The organism is Mesorhizobium sp. M0751, from assembly GCF_040320265.1.
Lineage (GTDB): Bacteria > Pseudomonadota > Alphaproteobacteria > Rhizobiales > Rhizobiaceae > Mesorhizobium.
Genome location: NZ_JAMYPH010000003.1, coordinates 145814 through 169513, shown reverse-complemented (window position 1 = coordinate 169513; position 23700 = coordinate 145814). Strand labels below are relative to the sequence as shown.

Below are 23700 nucleotides of genomic sequence, written 5' to 3'. Positions count from 1 at the left end.
GTCAGTCTAGATATCGCCTTGCTGCGCAGTCTGCTCGTCGCGCGGATTGATGAACCCATCGACGATGATCGCCGCCAGCAGGATCGCTGCCTTGATCAGGTTCTGATAGAGCAGCGGAATGTCGATGATGGTCATCGCGTTGAGCAGGATGCCGATTAGCGCGGCACCCACCAGCACGTTGCGCACCCCGCCCCGCCCGCCCGACAGACCGATGCCGCCGATCACCGCCACCAGGACGATGTCGTAGAGCAGCGTGGAATTGACGATGCGGGTGTTGATCGAATGCAGGCTGGCGGCGGTGAGCAGGCCGGCCACCAGCGAGACCAGGGCCGACAACACGTAGCGCAGCACCAGCATCGGGCGCACTGGAATGCCGATATTGCGCGCCGCGACCGGGTTGTCGCCGGCGAAATAGACGTAGCGGCCCCATTTGGTGTAGCGCAGGAATAGGAAGAAGGCGAAAGCCAGCCCGGCGAAGACAAAAACCTCGACCGGGATGTCGAGGAAGCGCAGCCCGCCAAGAAGCTCGACCCAATGGCCGGGCGGCACCGGCACGGCGTCCTGCGTGATCAGTTGTGAACGCACATAACCGAAGACGAAGGACGCGGTCGCCAGCGTCACGAAGATCGCTGGAACCTCGGCGTAGGCGACCAGGATTCCGTTCAACAGCCCGATGGCGAGGACGCCGGCGAGCACGTAGGCGAAGGCCAGCCCGTCGGATGTTCCCGAATTCAGCAGTTGCAGATACCAGGCGACCGACATCGCCATGATCGCCACCGCCGACAGGTCGATGCCCCTGCCGATTATGACGACCGCCATGCCGAGCGCCAATATGCCCAGCACCGAGACCGAGCGGACGATGGCAACGAGATTGTTCGAGTTGATAAACCCGGGCAGTCCGATGGCGGCGGCAATGAACAGCACAACCGCGATGGCAAAGACAATGCCCTCCTGGTTCAGGCTTCTCCAGTTTAGCCAGCCGGTCGCGTTCATTGCCCGCTTTCACCCGCGATGGCTACGCCCTGCTCCCTCTGCGGCCATCGGAACGAAAGCTAATCGGCTCAAGACCAATTCGTCAAATGAATCCGTGCATTGGAGGCCGGCTTGCGAGGAAATTCTGCGGTTGGACGCACCGATTGGCGAGGCTGGCGCAATGCCTGGAACTCAAGCACTTTTGCAACTGATTGCGCCGATCGAACCGCTGGCAAAAGTTTGTTCCAGGACGAGCGGAGCCGGCAGAAATTTATGTCTTCGCTCGCCGCGGAGTTCCTGCGTCAAATCCGCAAAACATGGCCCGAGACCTCGGCGCCGGCAGCGTTCGGCAACGCCAGAAAGCGGCACGAGGCGACGAGACCGATTGCGCCGATCACCAGGAAGGCAAGGCGGAAGTCGACGAGATCGAGCGCTTCCGCGCCTCTGGCGATCTGCGACAGGTTGAGCAGTGCCGCCGCAACAGCCACGCCGAACAGCATCGCCACCTGCTGCAGCATGCTGGACAACGTCGCCGCCGAGCTGCGCTGCTGTGAGGCCACATCGGCGAAGGCCAGCGTGTTCAGCGCGGTGAACTGCATCGAGCGCGAAAGGCCGGCGATCAGCATCAGCACCACCACCAACGCTTGCGGCGTCTGCGGCGAAAGCGCCGCGCAGGCCATGATCGACAAGGAAGCGATCACCCCGTTGACGATCAGCACCGAACGGAAGCCGAAGCGCCTCAGCGTCGGCGTCGTCACCGCCTTCATGCCGAGATTACCGAGGAAATAGGCCAGGATCATCATGCCCGCATCGACCGGGCTCAGGCCGAAGCCGACCTGGAACAAAAGCGGCAGCAGGAATGGCGTGGCGTTGATGGCGATGCGGAAAATCGTGCCGGCCGACAGCGTCGAAATGGCGAAGGTCTGCACCTTGAAAGCTGTGAGATCGAGCAGCGGATGGTTGGTGCGTCGCAGATGCCGCACCGCCAGCCAGCCGACCAAAATGCCCGTGCCGAGCAGTGCCACGGTCGGCAACATACCCTCTTGCGGATGTGCGATGCGCTCGAGGCCGTAGAGCATCGCGGCGAGCCCCACCGAGGTCAGCAGGAAGCCCGGCCAGTCGAGCGGCTTGGCCCCGGCTTCGCGGTCGCCGGGAATGAAGCGGGCGACCAGCGCCAAACCGGCAACCCCAAGCGGAATGTTGATGAAGAAATTCCAGTGCCAGGAGAGATAAGTGGTGATGAAGCCGCCAAGCACCGGCCCGACCACCGGCGCAAACAGCGCCGGCCAGGTGATCAGCGCCGTGGCGTTGAGAAGCTCGGATTTCGGCGCATTGCGCAGCACCAGGATGCGGCCGACCGGCGTCATCAGCGCGCTGCCCAAGCCCTGCACCGCACGCGCCGCAACGAACTGGCTCAGGTTCTGCGAGATGCCGCAAACGAGCGAGGCCAGGGTGAACAGGGCAATCGCCACAAGGAAGATGTTGCGCGCGCCGAAACGGTCGGCGAGCCAGCCGGACAGCGGCACGAACACCGCCAAGGTCAGCATATAAACGGTGATGCCGATGCTCATCGCCACCGCCGGCACGCCGAAGGATTCTCCCATCTGCGGCAGCGAGGTCGAGATGATCGTCGAATCCAGAAGCTGCATGAAGAAGGCGACGGCGACGATCAGCGCCACCCGCCGGGCTTGCGGCGCCGCCGTCGCGGTTTCGGGCAAGGCTTGGTTTTCGGGAATGGCGGTCATGCGCAGAACTATCCGAAGGGAATTTCCACCCGCTCCATCGGCAACCGCACAATTGTCCGGCAAACCGATGACGCACCGGTTTCAACAGCATCTGGCCGGTGCCGTCCAGACATGGACCAACAAACTTTCGTGTGGCATCGCAGCCGGCTACGCGATGACCCGGCCCTGCCGCCGATCCGGCCTTCTACGATTCGCCATGGCGCTTGGCGCTGTTGCAGGCGTGTCTCATGCGGCTTCGATCTTCTCCAGGAACAGGCTAAGCTGGTCCGGGTCCATGTGCACGACGTGCCTATCTTCGGGATACGCCAGGCTGTTTACATCGGCGACATATTCGGAAAAGGCGGCGATGCGTTCGGCCTGCAGCCGATCGTATTCGGCGGCGAAATTGCGATAGACCTTGGAATGGCGAGGCATGTGGCCACGGTTCTGGCCAAGAATGTCGTCGGCGAACAGATACTGCGCGTCGCAGCCGGTGCCCGCTCCCATCGACAACATGATCAGCGACGTGCGTTCCGAAATCGCCTTGGCCACCTCGACCGGCACCACCTCGATCTCGGCGCCGATCGCGCCGGCGGCCTCCAGTTGCTTCACCGCCTCGAACACCTGCATGGCGGTGTCGGCGGTCTTGCCGACGGCCTTGAATCCGCCTGTCCAGGTGGCACGTGACGGGATGAGGCCGACATGGCCGATCACCGGAATGGCGTCGTCGGCCATCCGCTTGATGGTGGCGTAGCCGGCGCTGCAATAGACCGCATCGGCACTGGCCTTGTAGAGCCGGAACGCCCAGCGGACGAAATCATCGGCGGTGCCGATCTCGAAGAAATTCTCACCCGGCATGGTAAACAGGCTGGGTGCCGCATCGCGGTATTGCGGATTGAGCACCAGCTCCGGCGGCACCGAGACGATATCGACGCCGGCGCGTTCGGCGGCCTCGGCCTCGTCCATCGTCAGCACGCGCAGCATGGTCAGCTGCCGCTTGCCCTTCATGGCGCGCAGGTCTGCGACGGTCGGTCTTTTCCGGCTCATGGATTTTGGTCCCCTTTGCTACGTGACAGAAGGCCGGTCAGGCGATCTGGATCATCACCTTGCCAGCTTCCACCTTGACCGGATAGGTCTGCAGATTGACACAGACGGGAGCCCCTTTGGCCTGGCCGGTCTTGTAATTGAAGCGGCCATTGTGCTTTGGGCATTCGATGATGTCGTCCATCACAAGCCCATCGGCCAGATGCGCCTTCTCATGCGTACAAAACCCATCGGTGGCGAAGAATTCATCGTCCGGCGAACGGTAGATAGCGAAGGTGCGGCCGCCATGGTCGAAGCGGATGACATCTTCCTCTTCGACATCGTCCACGGCGCACGCTTCGACCCAATCGGCCATTTCTATCTCTCCTGAAATTTCTGCGTTGCGCTGATGCGCAGTACCTACTCAGCCGCCGCCGACATGTTCACTTCGTGGAACTCGCCACGATAGGGCCTCGCCGTTGGTGGCAGTTCGCGCTTGAGGAAATAATCCTCGTATTTGAGCTGCCTGAGCAGGACAGGCCAGACCTCGCGATAGGCATGCCACATCGATGGATTCGGCTCCGGCAGATCGTGCTTGATCAGTTCATGCAGCCTGGGCAGCGCGTGGTAAGGCACCATCGGAAACATGTGATGCTCGACGTGGTAGTTCATGTTCCAGTAGATGAACCGGCTGATTGGGTTCATGTACACGGTCCTGGTGTTGAGCCGGTGGTCGACGACATTGTCGGCCAGGCCGATATGTTGCAGCAGGCCGGTCAGCACCATGTGCCAGGTGCCGTAGAGGCGCGGCACGCCGATGAGCACCACCGGTATCCACGACCGCATGAAAACGGCGAGCGCGACCGTCGCGATGTAGATGGCGATATGCCAGCGCGCCGCGATGACGGCCTTGTGCTGTTCCATCTCGGGAACGTAGCTTTTCTCGTCGGGCGTCAGCTTACCGAACGCCTGGCGTACCAGCGCCGGAAGCGAATAGCGGAAATCGAGGATACCGGTGAAGGCCAGCGCGGCACGCAAAAGATCCGGCGGGCGCATCACGGCGATCTCGGCGTCGCGGCCGACGATGATGGTGTCTGTATGGTGCCGGGCATGGCTCCAGCGCCAGGTCACCGGATTGCGCATCAGCATGAAGCTGGCGATCTGATAGACGACATCGCTCATCCAGCGCGTGCGGAAGGCCGTGCCGTGGCCGCATTCGTGCCAGCGCGAGTCGCTGGACGAGCCGTAGAGCACGCCGTAGACGAAGAAGAACGGCACGCACCACCAGGTGCCCCAGAAGTAGACGGCGCCGGCGGCGGAGCCGAGGATGGCGACGATCCAGATGATCGTGTCGCGGATCGCCGGACCGTCTGAGCGCTGCATCAACTCCTTGATCGCCTTGCGGGGGACATCCGTGTGGTACCACTCCGCTGAGGCCAGTCCCGTCTCGATCGCCCTGCGCGTGCTCTCGCCGACCAGGCTGTAATCGCGCTTTACCGTGCCAGCCATTGTGACCTCCAATTCCAGCTCGACCGCGAGCCCTCCCCGCTCCGGCCTGAGCCAGCCTCCCAACTGGTGTCCCGTATCCTCTTCGCCATTATCACGACCTGCCTCCAAGAACAGGAAAATGGCCCGACGGCCGCGGGTAGTCCTCTCGCGGCTGTCTGGCAATCGCCGCGATCCGGCTTTCGGCGGCGGCGATCTCGCCAGCGCCGTCGAGAACCCGGAAAACGGCATTGTAGGAGCGGCTCTCGCCATGCTCCAGCCAGATCATCTCGCCGCGTTCGCGCGCCGCCAGATTGCCAAGCACATGATGCGTCGACGGCTCGATCCCAAGCGCGTACTGCCCGGCCTGGAAATTCTGCCATTGATAGGCGCAAGGCAATTGGTCCTTGCGCGTGACCACCTCGAAGCCGAGACCGAGACTGTCGTTGACCACCGCCACAGGGACTTCGCCGGTGCTGTCGGCACCGAGCTCGTGCTGCCAGACCTGTTCCGTGAATCCCGGTTGCGGCGCCGGCACCGTGCGGTAGCCGACCTTCTGCGCTTCATAGTGCTCGCCGGCATGCCCGGCCCAGACGACGTCGCGGATCGGCGCCAGGTAGCGCGAACCCTCGTCGAGCACCGGATGGCTGACATTGATGTGGTAGAAATACATATGCGGCGTCCGGTTGAAACCGTGATTGACGACACGGTCCGAAAGCCGGATCTCGTTGCTGCCGACATCGGCCTCGATCCGCCGCAGCAGATGCAGATCCTCGCCGAATACGGTCGATTGCTGGACGATGCCTTCGGCCCACAATACGCAGCGGTCGCCGTCCCAGGTCTCGCCGTAGCCGGTCAGCCGCGCCGGGATGGTGCTGATGCGGCCATGCAGCGAATGGCGCACCGTCTTCTTCGGCGGGTAGTTGTAGGTGTCGGCGGGTACCTCGTTCATGAACAATATATGGTCGAGGCCGCAGGTCAGCAGAAGACCGGAAAACGACCGCGCCCAGGCCAATCCCTCCTCGCCTTCGTATTCGTGCAGGCCGGGATGGCGAAAGCCGCTCGGCGAATGCCAGCCGATCGCCTGGCCCTTGAAATCGCAATCGGCGATATCGAGCGCCCGGTCGACCAGCGCGGTGAAGCGCAGGCCGGAGCCGGTGCGGAATTCGAGCATGCGGATGCCGCGCTCGACCCCGTCGCCAAGCGTCATCAGCCGCACGCCGGCGAATTGCGACAACATGCCGGAGCGCTCCGAGACCTGCCGGCGCGACAGCGTCTTGCCGTAGAGCTCTACCATGTGACGGCCAGCTCCTTCACTTTGCTCCTGTCCTTCACTTTGCTCCTGTCCTTCACTTCGCTCTCGTCTCCTTGAGCAGGGCCGACATGTCGGCGCCGGTGATGATGCTTTCCACGGTCAGCAGATCGGTATCGGCGACCGTCTGCTCGGCGACGATCTCGCCGCGGCGCATAACGATGATGCGGTCGGCGACCTGGAATACGTGATGGATGTTGTGGGTGATCAAAAGCACCGAGTGACCGGCATCGCGCACCTCCTTGACGAAGCGCAGCACGCCGTGCGTTTCCTCGACGCCGAGATTGTTGGTCGGCTCGTCGAGGATGATGACCTTGGCGGCGAACTGCATGGCGCGCGAAATGGCGATCGACTGGCGCTCGCCGCCCGACAGCGTGCTGACCAGCGCATCGGCGTCGAGTTTTTTCGAAATGCCGACGCGCTTCAAAAGTGCCGAGGCAGCATCGCGCAATTGGGCGAGATCGAGCGGCGCGAACACACCCAGCCATTTGAGGTTGACCGGCTCGCGGCCGAGGAAAAGATTGCGCGCGATGCTGAGGTCGGGAGCCAGCGAGGTGTCCTGGTGGATGGTCTCGATGCCGAGATCCATCGCGTCGCGGGTCGAGTGGATGGAGACCTTCTGTCCGCGCACATAGATGTCGCCGCGATCGACCTGAAAGACCCCGGAGATCGCCTTGATCAGCGTCGATTTGCCGGCGCCGTTGTCGCCGAGCAAGGCCACCACTTCACCCTCGTTGAGCGTGAAGGAGGCGCTCTTCAGGGCGCGGACGCTGCCGAAGGACTTTTGCAGGTTCTGCAGCCGAAGCACTTCCATGATCAGCTCCTGGCAGCGTTCTTCTGCAGCAAAGCGTGCAGGATGAGCATGGCAAGTATGATGACGCCGACGAAGATGTTGTAGGCGAGCCCGGGCACGCCGATCAGCACGATGCCGTTGCGGATGCTGCGCAGCATCAGCGCACCGACGATGGTGCCTAAAATGGTGCCTCGCCCACCGGTCAGCGCGGTGCCGCCGACCACCACCATGGCGATCACTTCGAGTTCGTAGCCGGTGCCTGCTACCGGCGAGGCCGCAGAGATGCGGAAGGCGCTGATCATGCCGGCGAGACCGGCCAGCACCGAGGTCAGGATGAACAGCCAGATCTTGACCGCATCGGCCGGCACACCACGCGCCACGGCGGCGTTACGGTTCGACCCGATAGCGCTGATCCAGTTGCCGAGCTTGGCGTAGCGCAGCACATAGATCGCCAGTAGCGACAGGCCGATGAACCACCACAGCGAGGTATAGAAACGGAACGTTCCGATATTGAAGCTGCCGGCCAGCAGCGTCACGAAGAAGCCTGGCTGGTTCCAGGATTTCAGCGGAAAGCCTTGGGTGATGTAAAGCGCTGCCCCGCGCACCACCAGCAGCATCGACAGCGTCACCAGGAAGGAGGAGATGCCGATCTTGGTGACGATCAGCCCGTTGATCGCACCGATCGCTATGCAGAGCAGCAGGCCGGCCAGCAGCGCGACGCCGATATCAAACCCGCCGTTCTGGACCAGAAGCATGACGACGACCGGCGCCAGTCCGAATACGGCACCGACCGAAAGGTCGAACTCGCCCGCCGTCAGAAGCAGCGTCATGCCGAGCGCGATGATGCCGAGCTCGGGCAGGAACGCCATCATGTTGGAGATGTTGAGCGGCGACAGGAAATTCGCGTCGGCGATCGCGAACACCGCCAGCAGGACGATCAGGATGACGAGCGAAGAGAACTGCGGCGAGCGGATCAGGCTCGACCTGCGTTTGGCATGCGGCATTTCCTCTTCCGCGGCAATTGTCATGACTGTTTCGACCATATCTCAGGGTGACGCCCGCCGCCTGCGCGGCGAACGTCAGTTCCAATCACTTGTTGTAGAGTTTCAGGATCGGTTCGACGCTCGAGGCGTCGTAGAGGCTGAACGTGTGAATGTCGTAGCCGATCGGTTCGCCAGCGGCGGCCAACCCGAGCAGCGCCACCGGCATGAAGCCCTGCGCTGACGGGAACTGCCAGGCAGCCGCGTTGACGAAACCGGCCTTGACGGACTCGGCCGTTTCCTTCGAATTGCCCCAGCCGACGACCGGGATTTTGCCGGCCGGCACGCCGGCGCCGTCGAACACCCGCTTGACGCTGGCCGCAACGGAATCGCCGAGCGCGATGATCGCCGGCGGGTTGTTGGCCACCATGTAGTCGGTCATCTTGGCGATGATGCCGGCCGGATCGGTGCCGCAATCGACCACGTCATATTTGATGCCGAGCGGATCGAAGACGCTGGCGATGCCTTCGGTCTCGAGCTGCTGATAGCTGGCGCCCGGCACTTCGACCGGCAGGAACACCTTATCGCCCTGCTTCACCATTTTGTGGTCGACCAGATACTTCGCCCAGATGACACCGGCTTCCCTAAGATCGGCGCCGACATAGGCCTGCCGGCCGGTCGCCGGATCGTCGGTGTTGAAGAACACGATCGGGATACCGGCGGCCTTCGCTGCCTTGACCTCCTCGGTCCACAGGCCGGGCTGCGCTGACGTGGTGGCAATGCCGTCCGGCTTGGCGGCAAGAGCCGAGTTGAAGGCTTCCTTCTGCGCCGCCATGTCGCCACCGCTGAACGAGATCTTGCAAGTCACCTTGAGCTGGTCGCAGGCCTTGGTCGCGCCGGCATTCCAGTCGATCCAGAAGGCATCCGACGGGCCGCCATGCGACAACAGGTAGAACGTCTTCTGGGCGTCCTGGGCCAGCGCCGGCGTACCCAGCGCAACACCGGCGAGAACCGTCGCCGCGGCCGCGATTTTCAACGCGAATTTCAACATTTCTCTTCCTCCCTTGTTTCGTAGCTGAACCGTGCCATCACAGACCGTTGGCGCGGAATTTTCCGTCCAGGAATTTCTTGGCGCGCGGCACGTCGTCTTCCGAAAGGTGCTCGATAATGACCGGAATGTTCGGATGCTTTTCGGCCAGCCGCTTGAGATAGAGGTCGTAGTTCAGCGAACCGAGGCCGGGCGCCGGCAGCTCGATCTCACCGACGCCGCGGAAAGTGTGGCTCTCCAGCGCGTCCTCGTCGCCGATGTCTGCGTGCTTCTCCGACTTGTCGCCACCGGAACGCTTGACGTCCTTGGCGTGGGCGATCTTGATCTTGTCGGTCAGCGTGTCGAACACCTGGTTCAGGATCTGGTCCATCCTGTCGATGTTGTGGGTTTCGAAATAGTTGGTCGGGTCCATCAGCAGGCCGAGGCCTGGGTGGTCGACCTGCGCGAACATCCTCACCGTCTCTTCGACCGAGCCGACGACATTGTTGACATAGGTTTCGAGCAGGAAGACCGCGCCGTGGTCATAGGCGGTCTGGGCAAGGTCGGCGATGACCTTGCGGCATTCCTCAAAACCTTCCTCGGTCTTGTTCTTCGGATGATGCACCCAGTCGGACTCGGTGTTGTAGGTACCGGTTTCCGAGATCACGTAAGGGGTGCCGAAATGGCGTGCGTTGCGGATGATCTCCTTCAAATAGCCGACGCGCCTCTCGCGCTCGCCCAGGTCCGGATGGATGATGTTGGTGTAGCCCGATACGCAGCAGATCGGCAGATTGTGGTCGCGAAACGTATCGCGGACGGTCTTGGCCTTGTCCCTGGTGATCTGCCCGGCGGACATGTCGATGTCCCTGAAATGCAGGTCGAGCTGCACGGTGTTGAAATCGAGCGCACGGATCTTCTGCGCGGTTTCCTTGAGGCCATACGGGAAATAACCCGTGAAGATACCTGCCTGCATCATGGTGTGAATTCCTCCCTGTAAGTGATTCAGTCTGTTGATATTTCGGAAAGCTTGACTGTCCGGCCCTTATCGATCGAGCGGTAGCCCGCTTCGACCAGCGCCATGGTCTTGACGTTATCGGCGACGGACAGCGCCGGCGGCTCGCCCGTCTTGACCGCGTGCTGAAGCTGCTCCATGACGCCGATGAAGGCATGCGGGAACCACATCGTGTCCCAGCTTGGCGTCACCCATTCACCGCCGGTTGTCTCGGTCGAGGCATAGGTCAGTGTCGAGGCAGCGCCAGTCGGCCAGCCGATGGTGCCCTTGGCGACGCCCTTGGTGCCGTCGACGCGCCAGTTGATGTGCTGGTCGTCCTTGTAGCCCTCCTGGCGCGGACCGGACCAGACATCCTCCAGCGATACGGCGAGCACGCCGGACGGGAACCGCAGCGTCGACACGATGATGCCGTCCGAATGATCGAAGCGGGTGCGCGGATCCCTGCGGGTCAGGGTAGTGATCTCCAGGGGATCGCCGAACAGGAAGCGCAGTACGTCGAGATGGTGGACGCTCATATTGGCGAGCGTCAGCCGGTCATAGTCCTCGAGGAAGCTCTGCCAGTGCGGGATCGCATGCATGTCGATCTGGGCGAAGACGATGTCGCCGAGCGCGCCGCTGTCGATGATCTGCTTCAAGACGCGCATCGACTGGTCGTAGCGCATGTTCTGGTTGACCGAGAGGATCTTGCCTGCCTTGGCCGCGTCGTCGCGAAGCTTGACGGCCTCTTCGAGGGACAGCGCCAATGGCTTCTGCGCCAGGATCGCCTTGATATGTGCCTGCTTCAGAGCATGGCGGATCAGCGCCGGCTGCTGGTCGGGCGGAAAGGCAAGATCGATGATCTCGACGTTTTTGTCCTCGATGAGCTGTTCCGGCGTGTCGTGGACGGTCGGGATACCCCAGCGTTTGGCGACCTTCTCGGCACTGGCCTTGGTCCGCGAGGCAATCGCCACCACGGGGAAACCGGCTTCCTTGTAAGCGGCAAGGTGACATTCGGCCATGATCATGCCGGCGCCGACGCAGCCGATCCTGTATTCCCTGGTGCGGACTTTGACGTCCGGCTGGAAGCCGTTGCCCGCTATTTCTTCGCCTGCCATATGTTCCTCCCGAAGCTCGTTCCTTGCAGCCGACGTCATCTTGCCAGCGCTCCCCCGCTTTGCCCGAAATAATGCACCCTGCCCGGCTCGCAGGATATCGCCACCATCGCGTCCGGCCTGATGTCCGGCTGGCCGCGCAACAGCGCCCGCAGACGCGCCTGCCCGGCGGCGAGCGTCACAACGGTGTAGCCGCCGAGCGGCTCGACCTCGAACACTCGCGCCGGGCGGCCCGCGCCCCCCTCCGCCCAGGCCCTAACCTTGATGTCTTCCGGCCTGAGTCCAATTTCCACGGCATCGGCCGGGGCGCCGGTATCCGCGATGCGGATCGTGCCTTCCGCCGCCTCCACGACTTCAGCGCCGTGCACCGACTTCAATATATTCATCATCGGCGAGCCGAGCAGCCGCGCCACATAGGTGCTGACCGGCCGGTCATAGATCTCGGCCGGCGCGCCGATCTGCCTGATCTTGCCGTTCTCCAGTATAGCCATTCGGTCGGCGACCGACATCGCTTCTTCCTGGTCGTGCGTGACATAGATCAGCGTCTTGCCGAGCTCGCGCTGGATGCGCTTAAGCTCGACCCGCGTCTCCTCGCGCAGCCGGGCGTCGAGTGCCGAGATCGGGTCGTCCATCAGATAGGCGGCGGGATCCCGTACCAGCGCGCGGGCAATCGCGACGCGCTGCCGCTCGCCGCCCGAAAGCTGTGCCGGCGGCTTGTGCAGGATATGGCCGATATGCAGCTTGGCCGCGACGTCGGCGACGCGCTTTTCGATCTCGGCTTCGGCGACCCGGCGTTCGACCAGCGGAAAGCGGATATTGTCGCGCGCGCTCATATGCGGAAACAGCGCCAAATTCTGGAACACCATGGCGACATTGCGCTCCGCCGGCGACACTGTGTTGACCGGCTTGCCGCCAATCAGGATCTCGCCCATGTCGGGCGTTTCCAGGCCGAGTACCAGGCGTAGTATCGTCGACTTGCCAGACAGCGGCGGCCCGAAGAAGCAGAAGAACTCGTTGTCGTTCACCGCAAACGACGCATCGTCGACGGCCAGCGTGTTGCCGTAGCGCTTTGTGACATTGCGAAAGACGATATCGGCCATCTCAAGCTGCTCTCAACGCAACGCCAGTGGCGGCGTCGAAGACGCGCACCGCCTCCGCCGCAGGCGCGACGACGGCTGTCTGCCCGATCGCCAGCCCGACATCATTGTCGAACACCGCCTTCACCGCAGTCTCGCCCTCGCCAAGATGGATGATGGTGCGCGCGCCGATCCGCTCGACGAAACTCACCGGCATGGAGAGGCCACGGCCGCCTTCAGTCAGCGTCACCTGCTCCGGTCGAAAGCCATAAAACACCTCGCCGCGCATCCGGCGTGCGGCATCGGCGATCTCGACCGGCAGCGGCGGCGTCGCCCCGAGTGGGCCAAGATCGATGACCAGGCCACGGTCGCTTTCCGCCGGCCTGCCCTTGAGCAGGTTCATGCCCGGCGCGCCGATGAAGCGGGCGACGAAGACATTGGCCGGGTTGTTGTAGACTTCCAGTGGCGTGCCGACCTGCTGCAGCACGCCATGGTCCATCACCGCGATGCGATCGGCCATGGTCATCGCTTCGAGCTGATCGTGGGTGACATAGACCATGGTCTGCCGGAACTGCCGCTGCAGCTGCTTCAGTTCGGTCCGCATCACCGCCCGGAAGGCGGCATCGACATTGGAAAGCGGCTCGTCGAGCAGGAAGATCGCCGGCTCCATGATCGCCGAGCGGCCGATCGCCACCCGCTGCAATATGTTGACCGACAGCCTGTCCGCCTTGCGGTCGAGCAGCGGCGTCAGCTGCAGCATCTCGGCAATGGCGCCGACACGGCGGTCGATCTCGGCCTTTGCTGCGCCGCGCATTTTCGGCCCGTAGGCGAGGTTCTGCCGCACGCTCATATGAGTGAAGATCGCATAGTTCTGGAAGACGAAGCCGACGCCGCGCCGCCCCATCGGCACGCCGGCCATGTCGCGCTCGCCAAACAGGATCTTGCCGCTGGTCGGCTCTTCCATGCCGGCGATCATGTTCATCGTCGTCGACTTGCCGCAGCCAGACGGCCCGAGCAGCGCCATGAACTCGCCGTCGGCAATGGCCAGGTCCATCGTCTTCAGCGCGGTGAAGTCGCCGAATTTCTTGACCAGGTTCTGCAGATGGATGGTGCTCATGCCGCCACCTCGCGCACCCGGGCCATGCGTTTCATGGCAAACACCGCGGCAATGGACAGCACGATCAGTATGGCCAGCGCGATTGCCGCCACATAGCCCCAGATCAGGTCCTGAGTGGTGAGCTTGTAGATGTAGACGGAGATGGTTTCGGTAGCGACGCCGGGACCGCCGCCTGTCATGATATAAAGCGTGTCGAAGATCTTGAAGTTCTCGATCACCCTGATAGCCAGCGCGATGATGATGATCGTCTTCATCTTCGGCAGCACGATGGTGACGAAGCGCTGCCACGGGTTGGCGCCGAGCAGCGTCGCCGCCTTGATCTGGTCCTCGGGCACGCCGACCAGGCCGGCAAGCAGGATCAGGAACATCAGCGGTGTCCACTGCCAGATGTCGGCGACCATGACCGCGATGAGCGCCAGCGTCGGGTCCGACAGCCAGGCGATGGTGACGGGAGAGCCTGAGATCGCCGACAGGATGTCGTTGACCGGTCCGCCTGACTGAAACAGCATGAAGAACATATAGCCGGCCACCGCCGGCACCACCATCATCGGCATCAAGAGGATCGAGTAGAATATCCGCTTGCCGGGAAACTCGTCGGCAAACAGTGTCGCGAGCGCGAGGCCGAGCAGGAACTCCGCCGGCACGCAGACGATCATGACGATGGCCGTGCGCTTCAGCGCACTCCAGAAGCGCGCATCGGCGGCAAGGTCGGTGTAGTTGGCGAAACTGTTCCACATCGACCAGGCGTTCCACCAGCCGGTGCCCGACAGCGGCGACCAGTCGGTGAGGCTGATATAGAGCTGCATCAACAACGGGAAGACGGCGATGAACAGCACCAGGATCTGCGCCGGTAGGGTCAGCCGGAAGCCGAGCCGTGCGCCCTCGTCCGGCAACACCGACGTCGCTTTAGAGGCCTGCATGTCGCCCTCCGAAATCGTGGCTGTCACCGCGCTCATTGCTTGAGCGCCCCGAAGGTCAGCCCGCGAACCAGGTGGCGCTGGATGGCGATCCCCATGATGACAGGCGGCACGGCGGCGATCAGGCCGAGCGCTGCCTTGGCGCCGTAAAGCTGTCCGGTCATCGAGGAGGACAGCGAGGCCATGTAGACGGGGACCGTCACCCATTCGCGCGTCGTCAGAAGCAATGCAATCAGATAGTCCGACCAGTTGAGGATGAAGACGAACAGCGCGGCACTGGCCAGCGGCGCGCGCATCATCGGCAGCGTGATGCGGGTAAAGACGCGCCACCGCGAACAGCCCTCGACCAGTGCCGCCTCCTCGATCTCGCGCGGCATGTCGTCGAAGAAGGTCTTCATCAGCCAGAAGGCGAAAGGCAGCGTGACGATGCCATAGATCAGCGACAGCCCCCACCAGCTGTCGGTGAAGTTGAGGAAGGCCCACATGATCATCACCGGGGTCATGACCGCCATCGGCGGAAACAGGCGAAGCTGGATCAGTGCCAGCGGCAGGTTCTGGCCCGAGCCGAAGCGCGACAGCCCATAGGCCGCCGCTGTGCCCGCCGACATGGCGATTGCCGTGCCGAATGTGGCCGACAGCAGCGACGACAGGATCGGCTTCAAAGCTGTGCGGTCGAGCGCGACGATCAGATTGTTGGTCGATTCACCGAAGACGAAGCGGAAATTGCTGAGTGTCGGGTTCTTCGGCCACCATGTCAGGTCGGCGCCGGTCGCCGACCATTCGGCGATCGGCTTGAACGCCATCGACACCATCCACAGGATCGGCACCAGCGTCACCGCCATCGCCGCAAAGATCGCGGCATAGCGGAATATCTCGAAAGGAACTGAACGCTTCATCTTGCGGCTTTGCTGGGTCCTTCGTTGCCGAGGGGAAGGGCGACCGCTCCTCCCCTTCTTGGTAAGATCCTGCAAGGATCAGGCGATCGGGTCGAGGACGGTCGGCCAGGCCTCCTTGTTGGTTTTGATGGCCTCGAGAAGCTTCTCCTCGCCGGTGCGGCGGGCAATCTTCTTCCACTCGGCCTCGGTGTCGGCCATCGCCTGCTCGGCTGTCTTGGCCTTGGTCAGCGCGGCGACGAGGTTCTCGTCCAGCGCATTGTGGAAGGCGGTGGCGCCGGGATAGTTGATGGTGGGCACGGTGCGGGCGACCGTCTCTCGCACCACGTCCATGTGGTAAGCATGATAGGTCTGGCGAACCAGCGGATCCGAGAAATCCGATAGCCGGAACGGATCGAAGTAGCCGCCCGGATTGGCAGTCATCCAGGCGTAGATGCGGCTTGAACCCAGCCACTGCAGGAACAGGTAGCAGGCCTCCGGGTTCTTGGCTTGCGAGGACACCGACGCCGATAAATTGAGCCACAGCACCGACCGGCTGACCAGCTTGCCGTCGATCTCGCGGCCGGGTGGCAGCATCGAGCCGATCTTGCCGGTGACGGCTGAATCCTTGTTGCCGGCATTGTCGAGGAATTTCGGCAAATTGGAGAAGGCGCAGGTCATGGCCGCACCGCCCTTGGCGAAATTGCCGTACTGCTCCGGCCAGCCCCAGGAGATCGCATCCGGCGAATGATGCGAAAGCGACGCAATGTACTCGTTGGTCGCCGCGATACCTTGCTCCGAATTGATCAGCGGCTTGCCGGTATCGTCGAACAAGAACTGATTGGGCGAAGCCATTGAGACATAACGCTGATACCAGTTGGTGTAGCCCCAACCCTGGTTGCGCAGATCGGTCGAGCCGAACAAGCCCTTATCCGGGCGCTGGAAGAAGGCCGCGATCTCGTCATGCTGCTTCCAGGTCTTCGGCGCCGCCAGTTCATAACCGTATTTGTCGGAGAAGGCCTTCTTCTCGTTTGCGTCGCCGAACAGATCGGTACGGTAGACCCAGGTCTGAAAGTCGCCATCCAGCGACACGCCATAGGTCGAGCCGCGATACTGATTGAGCAGCGAGACGCCCTTGGCGCCGTCGACATAGCCGCGCTCGGGATCGTCCCATTCCGGCTTGTATTGCGCGACGAAGTCGTCGAGCTTGAGGATGCCGCCGGTTTCGGCGAGGTCGCCAAGGCGGTTCCATTCGACCGCGTAGATGTCATACGCCCCACCCTTGGTGGAGATGTCCTGCATCGTCTTGGTGAATTCCTGGCCGTTCGGCACACCGACGATCTCTAGCGGAATGCCGGTTTCCTTCTCCCAGAGATCCTTGATCGACGGCGCGCCGGCCGGAAACGGCTGGGTTAGCTGGCCGATCGAGCCGTCGGACAGGCCAAGTACGATCTTGGCCGGCGCCTTGCCGGCGCCCTTCATCGCCTTGGCCGCCTCGATGGCGCGGCCCTCCGGCGTATCGGCGCCATACTGATAGCGCTCCGAGCCGTCGAAGCCCGTTGGGCCACCGATCATGCCGGGCGCCAGGGCATCGGCCGCATAGGCACGGCTCGGGCGAATGAATTTCGGTGCAATACCTGCGGCGGCAACAAGGACTGCCGCCTTTCCACCGGACGCCAGCAAACGGCGCCGCGACACGCGGATCAAATTCGACATTGGAACTCCTCCCTCAGGGCCTTGTTCCTCCACGGCCCTATGATGGATATTGACGGCACTATACGAAGGCTGTCAACATCATAAATAATCAAGATACATCATAACATCTCATGGGAGGGGAGGAATGGCGTTTGTGAAGGCTCTCACACTGAAGCCGGTGCTTGAATTTGAGGGAGCCCGGCTGCCCACCTCCCGGCTTTGGTCCGCTTCGGCATTTTGGTGTAGCGCAGCGGCTTGCGCATCGGCCAAGGCCGGTTACATCATTTCCCATCAGAATCATGGGCGGCGATGAAGCCGCTCTGCGACATCGGACCCATGAAATGCGTAATCTCGATGCGCCGTTGGTGCATTTTGGAATGAGGTGATCGACAGTGCGGTCCACCCTGACAGACATAGCCCGGGAAGCCGGCGTTTCCGCCGCCACGGTCGACCGTGTGCTCAACAACCGCGCCGGGGTCAGGGCGCGCACCCGCGAGGTCGTGCTCGAAACGGCACAGCGGCTTGGCTATATCGCTGAAAATTCGAATAATCCGAGCTCGCTCAACGCGCTGCGCGGTGAGGTAATGCGGCTCGATTTCGCCCTGCCCGCCGGCACCAATTCCTTCATCAAGATGCTGCACCGCCAGATTGAGGCTCAGGCGCAGGCGCGGCCGGACCTCGACGTCCGCGTCGCTACCATCGAAGGTTTCAATCCGGACCGGCTTGCGCGTCTGCTGCAGGAACTGCACGGGCAGACTCAAGGCGTCGGTGTGATCGCGCTCGACCATCCAACGGTGCGTGAGGCGATCCGCTCGCTTTCGGCCAGCGGCGTCAAGGTCGTCACCATCGCTTCCGACATCCTGCATGTGCCGAGGGTTGCCTATATCGGCATCGACAACCGCGCCGCCGGCCGGCTCGCCGGCTACCTGCTCAACCGCTTCATGGGCGCCGGGCGTCCGGGCAAGGTCGCGCTGTTCGCCGGTTCGCTCTCCTATCGCGGCCACGAAGAGCGCGAGATGGGCTTCCGCCACATACTGACGGAAGAATCGCCCAATCTGCAGATCGTGGAGATGCGCGAAATGCTCGATGACCGCGAAAAAGCCTATTCTGAGGCCTCCGCCCTGCTGGATCGGCACCCGGACCTGGCCGCCATCTACAATGTCGGCGCCGGCAACACCGGCATCGCCCGCGCACTCAAGGAGCGCGGGCGCGCGCTGTCGACGGTCTTTCTCGGCCATGAGGTGACGGAAGGCACCAAGGAGCTTCTGCTCGACGGCACGCTCGACGCGGTCATCGACCAGAACCCGCGCGTCGAAGCCCGCGAGGCGCTCAACACCTTGAGCCATGCGGTCAGGGGGTTGCCTTACGAACTGCACCAGCCACGGCTGCAGGTGATCTTCAGGGAGAGCATCCCGGAGATCTGAACCAGGTGAAGCAGATGCGTCACAAATTCATGATCGCCCGGGCGAGATCTTGGCGGCCAGATCAAGGGGCCGACTGAGAATCTTCGATCCGGCTCAGGCCTGCAAAATTAAGTTGACTATTGTCATCATGTTTTAATAAGTACCCCTGCCCGGCCCGTGTGTCGAGGCTTCTCCATCATGCCAGCCAGCGCCAACGGCCGCCGCCAGCAATCTTTGCTTTTCCGGGGGCTGCACGCATGAAACTGACAAGCAACAAGACCTTGATGGCGAGCACCGCGCTCGCCTTCGCGCTCGGCCTGTGCGCCGCGCCGCTAGCCGCCGCGCAGGAGCCGGAGAAGAAGGGTATCGCCGCCGAGGCCGACCGGGCGGTCAAGCCTCCCCAGCAGGCTAGAACTGGGCAGAACGAGCCGACCGTGCTTGACCTGATCACCATCTCGGCGACGATGATCAAGACCGCGATCATCGAATCGATGGCCGCCATCAGCGCCGTCGATCAGGAAGAGCTCGAACGCATCCAGCCTGACAGCGCTGCCGACATTTTCCGCACCACCCCCGGCGTTGCCGCTTCGATGAACGGCGACGATCCGGCAACCGCCATCAACATTCGCGGACTGGAGCAGTATGGCCGCGTGGTGGTGACGCTCGACGGCGCCCGCCAGGATTACTGGCGCGTCGGCCACGGCTCAGGCTCGTTCTATGTCGAGCCGGAACTGATCAAGGAAGCAACCGTCATTCGCGGCCCGGTCTCGAACGCCTATGGCTCGGGCGGCATCGGCGGCGTCGTCTCCTTCGAAAGCAGGGGTGCCGGCGATTTCCTCAAGCAGGAGGAACGCTGGGCGCTGAGCGAGAAGCTCGGCTATGAGACCAATGGCGACGGCTTCACCACCAGCGCCACCGGCGCATACCGTTTCAGCGACGACGCAGATATCATCGGCAACCTCATCTATCGCGACCGCGACAGCTACGCCGATGGCAATGGCGATACCGTGCCATGGACCGGCGAGCGCATCACTAGCGGCTACATGAAGGCGACGCTGCGGCCCTCCGACGGCCACGAGCTCAAGCTCGGCGCGATCCTGCAGCGCTACAACGACCAGATCACCGGATCGAGCGGCTCGACCTCACCGACGCTGAGCCGCTACGACACCGACACCACCAACCAGACCTACACGGCTGCCTATACGTGGAGGCCGGACGACAACGAGCTGATCGACCTCAGTGTCAACGCCTATCACAACCGCACGCGCGCCGAGCAGACGCAGGTCTGGCCGGCAACGGCGATCCGCAACTTCCGCTACTACGACGTCGCCACGACCGGCTTCAACCTGAAGAATTCCTCGCGCTTCGATGCCTGGGAGATCGCTCACACCCTCACCTACGGCCTCGATTACTACTGTCTGGAGGCCTCGTCGGAGGCCGCGCATTTCGGTTCGGGCGAGCAGCAGGGTTATGGCGGCTTCCTGCAATGGCAGGGCGACTACAGCGACTGGCTGCAGCTCATCGCCGCCGTCCGCTATGACGGCTACCAGCTCGACGGCGAAACGAAGACCGTGCCGCCGGCGGAAACCTCGATTTCGGGCGATCGCTGGTCGCCTCGCCTCACCGTCGGCGTAACGCCGTTGGATGGCTTCCAGCTCTACGGCACCTATTCCGAAGGCTACCGGGCACCGGGCCTGCAGGACGTCTATCGCGGCGGCGGCGCGCATGGCGGTGGCGACAGTTACCAGCCTAACCTGCTTCTGCAGCCCGAAACGGCGAAGAGCTGGGAAGCCGGCGTCAATCTGAGATATGACGATGTGCTGGCCGCGGGCGACCTGGTTCGTGCCAAGGTCAACGTCTTCCACACCGCCGTCGAAGGCTATATCGACGTCGACCTCACCGTGTTGCCGTGTATGGCGATCAACATCGGCGACGCGCGGCTGAAGGGCATCGAGGCCGAAGCCGTCTATGACTATGGCTGGGGGTTCGCGAACTTCGCCGGCGCCCTGATCGACGCCAAGGTCGTCACCGGCGTCTATTCCGGCCAGGCGCTAAATAACACGCCGCTCGACCGCTTCTCGGCGACCGTCGGCTTCCGCATGCTGGAAGACCAGCTCACAGTCGGTGCGCAATATCTCAGCGTCGGCAAGATCACCCGGACAAGCCGCACCAATCCCGACGCGCCGACAGTGATCGACGACGGCTTCGACCTCGTCAACGTCTTTGCCAACTGGCGCATCAACGACCACGCCAAACTCGATTTCAGTGTCGATAACGTCTTCAACACCGCCTACACCGACCCGCAAAGCGCCTGGTCGACGACGGCGGCGACGGAACAGGGCAAGGGCCGCACCTTCAAGGTGGCGCTCACAGGCAGGATCGGAGGTTGAGAATGAGGGACCCATCGGCGAGCGGACTGGCCTGCGAAGCGCGCTTGAACCTGCGCAACCTGCCGCATTACATCGACCGCATCAGCGACAGGCTGCAGAGCTTCGATGCCGATGCCTCGCGGGAGGGGCAGCGGCTCGACTTCCGCTTCGCCTTCGGCGACGCGTCTCTTTACATGGAGCGGCTGGTCATGCGGGCCAACGCCGCCGACCGCGATGGGCTGGCCCGCATCAAGGACCTGCTGGCCACCGCCGTAGACGTATATGCCAAGGAAGAAAGTCCCGAGATTGTATGGACCGGCGATCTCGCCGAAGAAACCCGCCTCGCGCAGTTCCGTGAGATGGTCGTCACCCAGGTCGGCGACCTGACGCCGCACATGCGCCGCATCCGCTTCGCCGGCGAGGATCTCTTTCGTTTTGCGAAATTCGGCGGCATGCATATCCGCATGCTGTTTCCGACCAGGGACGTCCCCGATCCGCTCTGGCCGGTGCTCGGCAGCAATGGCTTGCCGGCCTGGCCCTCGGACGACAGGCGCCCGGTAGCGCGCGTCTACACCATCCGGGCCCTCGACGTCGAAAACGGCATCATCGAGGTCGACTTCCTCATCCATCCCAGCGACAGCGTCGGCGCCCGCTGGGCCATGCAGGCGGCGCCCGGCATGAAGATCGGCATCATGGGGCCGGTCGGCCGTCCGGTGCGTCCGGCGTCCTGGTATCTCATGGGCGCCGACGAAACCGGCTTGCCGGCGCTGGCCCGCATGCTGGGAACGCTGCCCGCCGAAACCAAAGGCATGGCCTTCGTCGAGATCGCCGACGATGGCGAACGGCTAGTCATCGACAACGCGACCGGTATTGAGCTGCACTGGCTGCCGAGAAATGGCGTGCAGGCCGGCACCGACGACAGGCTGGCGCGCGCCATCCGGTCGGTCGCATGGCCGACCGGTTCGGCATTCGGCTGGTTCGCCGCCGAAGCAGCCGCCGCCAGGACGGTGCGCGAACATTGGCGCGGTACACTGGCGCTCGGCCGCAACGAAACACTGGCGGCAGCCTACTGGCGGCGGGGCGCGGCGGGACTGATGGCCGGCTAGAGCTTGCTTACCATCGCTTGCGCATCTTTGCCCAGACCGATGGCGATCCGGTCGCCGGAGACAATGCCTGATGTGTCGCAGACGACCAGCGGCATGCTGATGTCGTAGAGGAATTCGGCAACGATGGCGCCGACGGCAAGGATCGGGTCCGGCCGCTCCAGGATAATGCCGGCCGGCGCCGTGCCCCTGCGGATCGCTTCGGCCAGAACCGAAGACGAGGACGACGACCCCCGCCCGCTCGGCATCACCAGGATCTTGCCGGCGATATTGCCGCCCAGGTCCGGATGCGAATAGTCGATGATGTCGCCCGTTTCGACGTCGATCCCGCCCCAGAAGCTGAGCGCCTGCGAAAGCACCAGCGCCGGGCCTTGTGCCGGGCCGGAAAGGTGGAATGTACCGGTTCTGGCCGGCGCCTTCATGGCGCGGCTCGCACGACGCGGGCGGCCGCAGCCGAGCGGACGCAGTCCTCCATGTCACCGAAGGCCACCGAGACACCGATATTGCCAGGTGCGTAATGCGCCCATTTGCCCGAATTGGTCATCACCACGCCATCGAGACGCTCGAGGATCGACGTGACATAGGTGCATGTGTCGGTGACCGGAACGAGGCCGAACTCTTCCATGCCGGCCAGTGCGCCTTCGTCCTGCAGTCGCGTCAGCGTGGCACGCCCTGTGTTGACGTAGATCGGGACGCCCCTGCCCGGCGCAACTTCGCGCAGCAGCGGCAACAGGCGCATCCACTCTTCATGGGAGAAATGCGGCGTGCCTAACGACACGGCTGCAAGCTGCACGCCGTCGGGGACGCTCGACAGCCTGACCAGCGCATGGTGGATGTCAGCCCGAGAGATCCGGATTTTTTCCTCCGGCACCAGGCCGTGCAAGGCCTCATCCAGCGTCTCCGCCTCCGGCGTGATGCCGACGGCATGAAATAGCGCCACCGCACCCGTCGTTGCCGCCGCCGCCCCCAGCGCCTTCAGTTGGTCTTCGTCGCGCGGCTGCGGCAGGCCCGATATGACAGGGATGCGGTCGCCAGCCCTTTGCCCGACGATCAGCCCGACGCCGACAAACAGGGCGTCGGTAGGCTCGAAAGCAGCGTCAATCAGCTCAAACAGGATCTGGCCTCGTCGATTTTCACTCAGATGCAGCCCCCAGGCCGGCGCGCGCCCGGTGATTGCGCAGCACAAATCGATGAAATCGCCATAGCGGTTGGTCCGCGCGCCGATCACCGAATTGGCAAAGACGATGGCGTTGGATTCACCCCAGGCGATCTGCTCGCCGAACCTTGGCCGGAACCGAGTCTGATAGGGTGCGCAGGTGAAGGTCGCCTGACAGCCGAGTTCCAGATGCGCCTTCATCAGGCGTCGCGCCGGCGCTTCTTGCGACACCGGCATCTTCACCAATCCGGGATGGATGAGGTCGAACGAACCGACATTCAGCGTCGTCGGCACCCGAACGCGGCCGCCGCCCTCGATCAGCCTTTCGACGAAATCGAGGCTGGCCTGGCCGTGATAGAGGCAGCCGTCGATATGGGCACCGGCAATATCCAACAATTTGTGCGCGCCGACCGCCTTCGAAAAGGCAACCAGGATCTTCATCGCAGCGGCCACGGCCGGACCCTGCTCGCCCTGCAGCATCGACTGGTCGCCCGCATTCAATTCAAGCGACATCGAGTATTCCGCTCACACTTTGCCCGACCATGCTTTCCCCGATTGCGGACCGCCTGGCAA

21 protein-coding genes are annotated in these 23700 nt (G+C 63.1%); 3 read left to right on the top strand and 18 right to left on the bottom strand.

Annotated features, from left to right (window positions below; translation table 11 throughout):
• Positions 1–6: 6 nt before the first annotated feature.
• From NKI19_RS06165 to NKI19_RS06090, 16 genes are all read right to left on the bottom strand, one after another.
• Entirely contained in the window at positions 7–993 is a 987-nt protein-coding gene (locus tag NKI19_RS06165; RefSeq protein ID WP_023675789.1) for an ABC transporter permease, read from the bottom strand.
• Between the two features lie 281 nt (positions 994–1274).
• Positions 1275–2717 carry a DHA2 family efflux MFS transporter permease subunit gene (locus tag NKI19_RS06160; RefSeq protein ID WP_352564300.1) on the bottom strand — a complete coding sequence of 481 codons (1443 nt, stop codon included), beginning with the start codon at positions 2715–2717 and terminating at the stop codon, positions 1275–1277.
• A gap of 225 nt (positions 2718–2942) precedes the next feature.
• Positions 2943–3743, bottom strand: a complete 801-nt coding sequence (locus NKI19_RS06155) for a 3-methyl-2-oxobutanoate hydroxymethyltransferase (RefSeq protein ID WP_023675787.1) — start codon at positions 3741–3743, stop codon at positions 2943–2945.
• A gap of 37 nt (positions 3744–3780) precedes the next feature.
• Positions 3781–4095, bottom strand: coding sequence for a MocE family 2Fe-2S type ferredoxin (locus tag NKI19_RS06150; RefSeq protein WP_292167569.1), 315 nt, complete (start codon positions 4093–4095; stop codon positions 3781–3783).
• 44 nt (positions 4096–4139) lie between these two features.
• Positions 4140–5228 (bottom strand): fatty acid desaturase family protein, encoded by a 1089-nt coding sequence (locus tag NKI19_RS06145; RefSeq protein ID WP_352564298.1) that lies wholly within the window; start codon positions 5226–5228, stop codon positions 4140–4142.
• 91 nt (positions 5229–5319) lie between these two features.
• Positions 5320–6501, bottom strand: coding sequence for an aldose 1-epimerase family protein (locus NKI19_RS06140; RefSeq protein WP_352564297.1), 1182 nt, complete (start codon positions 6499–6501; stop codon positions 5320–5322).
• A gap of 52 nt (positions 6502–6553) precedes the next feature.
• A complete protein-coding gene (locus NKI19_RS06135; RefSeq protein WP_352491122.1) occupies positions 6554–7336 on the bottom strand; it encodes an ATP-binding cassette domain-containing protein in 783 nt (260 codons plus the stop codon).
• On the bottom strand, positions 7333–8337 hold the full coding sequence (locus NKI19_RS06130) for an ABC transporter permease (RefSeq protein ID WP_352491026.1): 1005 nt from the start codon (positions 8335–8337) through the stop codon (positions 7333–7335). The genes NKI19_RS06135 and NKI19_RS06130 overlap by 4 nt, the downstream gene beginning before the upstream one ends.
• A gap of 61 nt (positions 8338–8398) precedes the next feature.
• Positions 8399–9340: a sugar ABC transporter substrate-binding protein gene (locus tag NKI19_RS06125; protein WP_352491025.1), complete on the bottom strand. Its 942-nt coding sequence runs from the start codon at positions 9338–9340 to the stop codon at positions 8399–8401.
• A 37-nt stretch (positions 9341–9377) separates the two neighbouring features.
• Positions 9378–10292: a sugar phosphate isomerase/epimerase family protein gene (locus tag NKI19_RS06120; RefSeq protein ID WP_352564295.1), complete on the bottom strand. Its 915-nt coding sequence runs from the start codon at positions 10290–10292 to the stop codon at positions 9378–9380.
• A 26-nt stretch (positions 10293–10318) separates the two neighbouring features.
• The gene (locus tag NKI19_RS06115) at positions 10319–11422 is read right to left on the bottom strand and encodes a Gfo/Idh/MocA family protein (protein WP_352491023.1); all 1104 of its coding nucleotides are present in this window, start codon (positions 11420–11422) and stop codon (positions 10319–10321) included.
• A gap of 35 nt (positions 11423–11457) precedes the next feature.
• Entirely contained in the window at positions 11458–12519 is a 1062-nt protein-coding gene (locus NKI19_RS06110) for an ABC transporter ATP-binding protein (protein WP_352491022.1), read from the bottom strand.
• Position 12520: 1 nt separating this feature from the next.
• Positions 12521–13612 (bottom strand): ABC transporter ATP-binding protein, encoded by a 1092-nt coding sequence (locus NKI19_RS06105; protein ID WP_352564293.1) that lies wholly within the window; start codon positions 13610–13612, stop codon positions 12521–12523.
• Positions 13609–14568 (bottom strand): carbohydrate ABC transporter permease, encoded by a 960-nt coding sequence (locus tag NKI19_RS06100; protein WP_352564292.1) that lies wholly within the window; start codon positions 14566–14568, stop codon positions 13609–13611. Before NKI19_RS06100 ends, NKI19_RS06105 begins: the two co-directional genes overlap by 4 nt.
• Positions 14565–15425: a carbohydrate ABC transporter permease gene (locus NKI19_RS06095; protein ID WP_292661980.1), complete on the bottom strand. Its 861-nt coding sequence runs from the start codon at positions 15423–15425 to the stop codon at positions 14565–14567. Before NKI19_RS06095 ends, NKI19_RS06100 begins: the two co-directional genes overlap by 4 nt.
• A gap of 78 nt (positions 15426–15503) precedes the next feature.
• Entirely contained in the window at positions 15504–17117 is a 1614-nt protein-coding gene (locus NKI19_RS06090) for an extracellular solute-binding protein (protein WP_352564290.1), read from the bottom strand.
• Between the two features lie 371 nt (positions 17118–17488).
• Here NKI19_RS06090 and NKI19_RS06085 point away from each other — a divergent pair, with 371 nt between their 5' ends.
• From NKI19_RS06085 to NKI19_RS06075, 3 genes are all read left to right on the top strand, one after another.
• On the top strand, positions 17489–18520 hold the full coding sequence (locus NKI19_RS06085; protein WP_352491017.1) for a LacI family DNA-binding transcriptional regulator: 1032 nt from the start codon (positions 17489–17491) through the stop codon (positions 18518–18520).
• A 236-nt stretch (positions 18521–18756) separates the two neighbouring features.
• Entirely contained in the window at positions 18757–20889 is a 2133-nt protein-coding gene (locus NKI19_RS06080) for a TonB-dependent hemoglobin/transferrin/lactoferrin family receptor (protein ID WP_352491016.1), read from the top strand.
• 2 nt (positions 20890–20891) lie between these two features.
• On the top strand, positions 20892–21974 hold the full coding sequence (locus tag NKI19_RS06075) for an SIP domain-containing protein (protein WP_352491015.1): 1083 nt from the start codon (positions 20892–20894) through the stop codon (positions 21972–21974).
• Here NKI19_RS06075 and NKI19_RS06070 read toward each other — a convergent pair.
• Both NKI19_RS06070 and NKI19_RS06065 read right to left on the bottom strand, forming a co-directional pair.
• On the bottom strand, positions 21971–22393 hold the full coding sequence (locus NKI19_RS06070) for an aconitase X swivel domain-containing protein (RefSeq protein WP_352564288.1): 423 nt from the start codon (positions 22391–22393) through the stop codon (positions 21971–21973). The genes NKI19_RS06075 and NKI19_RS06070 overlap by 4 nt on opposite strands.
• Positions 22390–23640, bottom strand: coding sequence for an aconitase X (locus NKI19_RS06065; protein WP_352491013.1), 1251 nt, complete (start codon positions 23638–23640; stop codon positions 22390–22392). Before NKI19_RS06065 ends, NKI19_RS06070 begins: the two co-directional genes overlap by 4 nt.
• Positions 23641–23700 lie beyond the last annotated feature (60 nt).

What these genes read in the sequence shown, in the direction of transcription:
- NKI19_RS06165 (WP_023675789.1), bottom strand. Translation starts at nt 993, where the DNA reads ATGAACGCGACCGGCTGGCTAAACTGGAGAAGCCTGAACCAGGAGGGC.
- NKI19_RS06160 (WP_352564300.1), bottom strand. Translation starts at nt 2,717, where the DNA reads ATGACCGCCATTCCCGAAAACCAAGCCTTGCCCGAAACCGCGACGGCG.
- NKI19_RS06155 (WP_023675787.1), bottom strand. Translation starts at nt 3,743, where the DNA reads ATGAGCCGGAAAAGACCGACCGTCGCAGACCTGCGCGCCATGAAGGGC.
- NKI19_RS06150 (WP_292167569.1), bottom strand. Translation starts at nt 4,095, where the DNA reads ATGGCCGATTGGGTCGAAGCGTGCGCCGTGGACGATGTCGAAGAGGAA.
- NKI19_RS06145 (WP_352564298.1), bottom strand. Translation starts at nt 5,228, where the DNA reads ATGGCTGGCACGGTAAAGCGCGATTACAGCCTGGTCGGCGAGAGCACG.
- NKI19_RS06140 (WP_352564297.1), bottom strand. Translation starts at nt 6,501, where the DNA reads ATGGTAGAGCTCTACGGCAAGACGCTGTCGCGCCGGCAGGTCTCGGAG.
- NKI19_RS06130 (WP_352491026.1), bottom strand. Translation starts at nt 8,337, where the DNA reads ATGACAATTGCCGCGGAAGAGGAAATGCCGCATGCCAAACGCAGGTCG.
- NKI19_RS06125 (WP_352491025.1), bottom strand. Translation starts at nt 9,340, where the DNA reads ATGTTGAAATTCGCGTTGAAAATCGCGGCCGCGGCGACGGTTCTCGCC.
- NKI19_RS06120 (WP_352564295.1), bottom strand. Translation starts at nt 10,292, where the DNA reads ATGATGCAGGCAGGTATCTTCACGGGTTATTTCCCGTATGGCCTCAAG.
- NKI19_RS06115 (WP_352491023.1), bottom strand. Translation starts at nt 11,422, where the DNA reads ATGGCAGGCGAAGAAATAGCGGGCAACGGCTTCCAGCCGGACGTCAAA.
- NKI19_RS06110 (WP_352491022.1), bottom strand. Translation starts at nt 12,519, where the DNA reads ATGGCCGATATCGTCTTTCGCAATGTCACAAAGCGCTACGGCAACACG.
- NKI19_RS06105 (WP_352564293.1), bottom strand. Translation starts at nt 13,612, where the DNA reads ATGAGCACCATCCATCTGCAGAACCTGGTCAAGAAATTCGGCGACTTC.
- NKI19_RS06100 (WP_352564292.1), bottom strand. Translation starts at nt 14,568, where the DNA reads ATGAGCGCGGTGACAGCCACGATTTCGGAGGGCGACATGCAGGCCTCT.
- NKI19_RS06095 (WP_292661980.1), bottom strand. Translation starts at nt 15,425, where the DNA reads ATGAAGCGTTCAGTTCCTTTCGAGATATTCCGCTATGCCGCGATCTTT.
- NKI19_RS06090 (WP_352564290.1), bottom strand. Translation starts at nt 17,117, where the DNA reads ATGTCGAATTTGATCCGCGTGTCGCGGCGCCGTTTGCTGGCGTCCGGT.
- NKI19_RS06080 (WP_352491016.1), top strand. Translation starts at nt 18,757, where the DNA reads ATGAAACTGACAAGCAACAAGACCTTGATGGCGAGCACCGCGCTCGCC.
- NKI19_RS06075 (WP_352491015.1), top strand. Translation starts at nt 20,892, where the DNA reads ATGAGGGACCCATCGGCGAGCGGACTGGCCTGCGAAGCGCGCTTGAAC.
- NKI19_RS06070 (WP_352564288.1), bottom strand. Translation starts at nt 22,393, where the DNA reads ATGAAGGCGCCGGCCAGAACCGGTACATTCCACCTTTCCGGCCCGGCA.
- NKI19_RS06065 (WP_352491013.1), bottom strand. Translation starts at nt 23,640, where the DNA reads ATGTCGCTTGAATTGAATGCGGGCGACCAGTCGATGCTGCAGGGCGAG.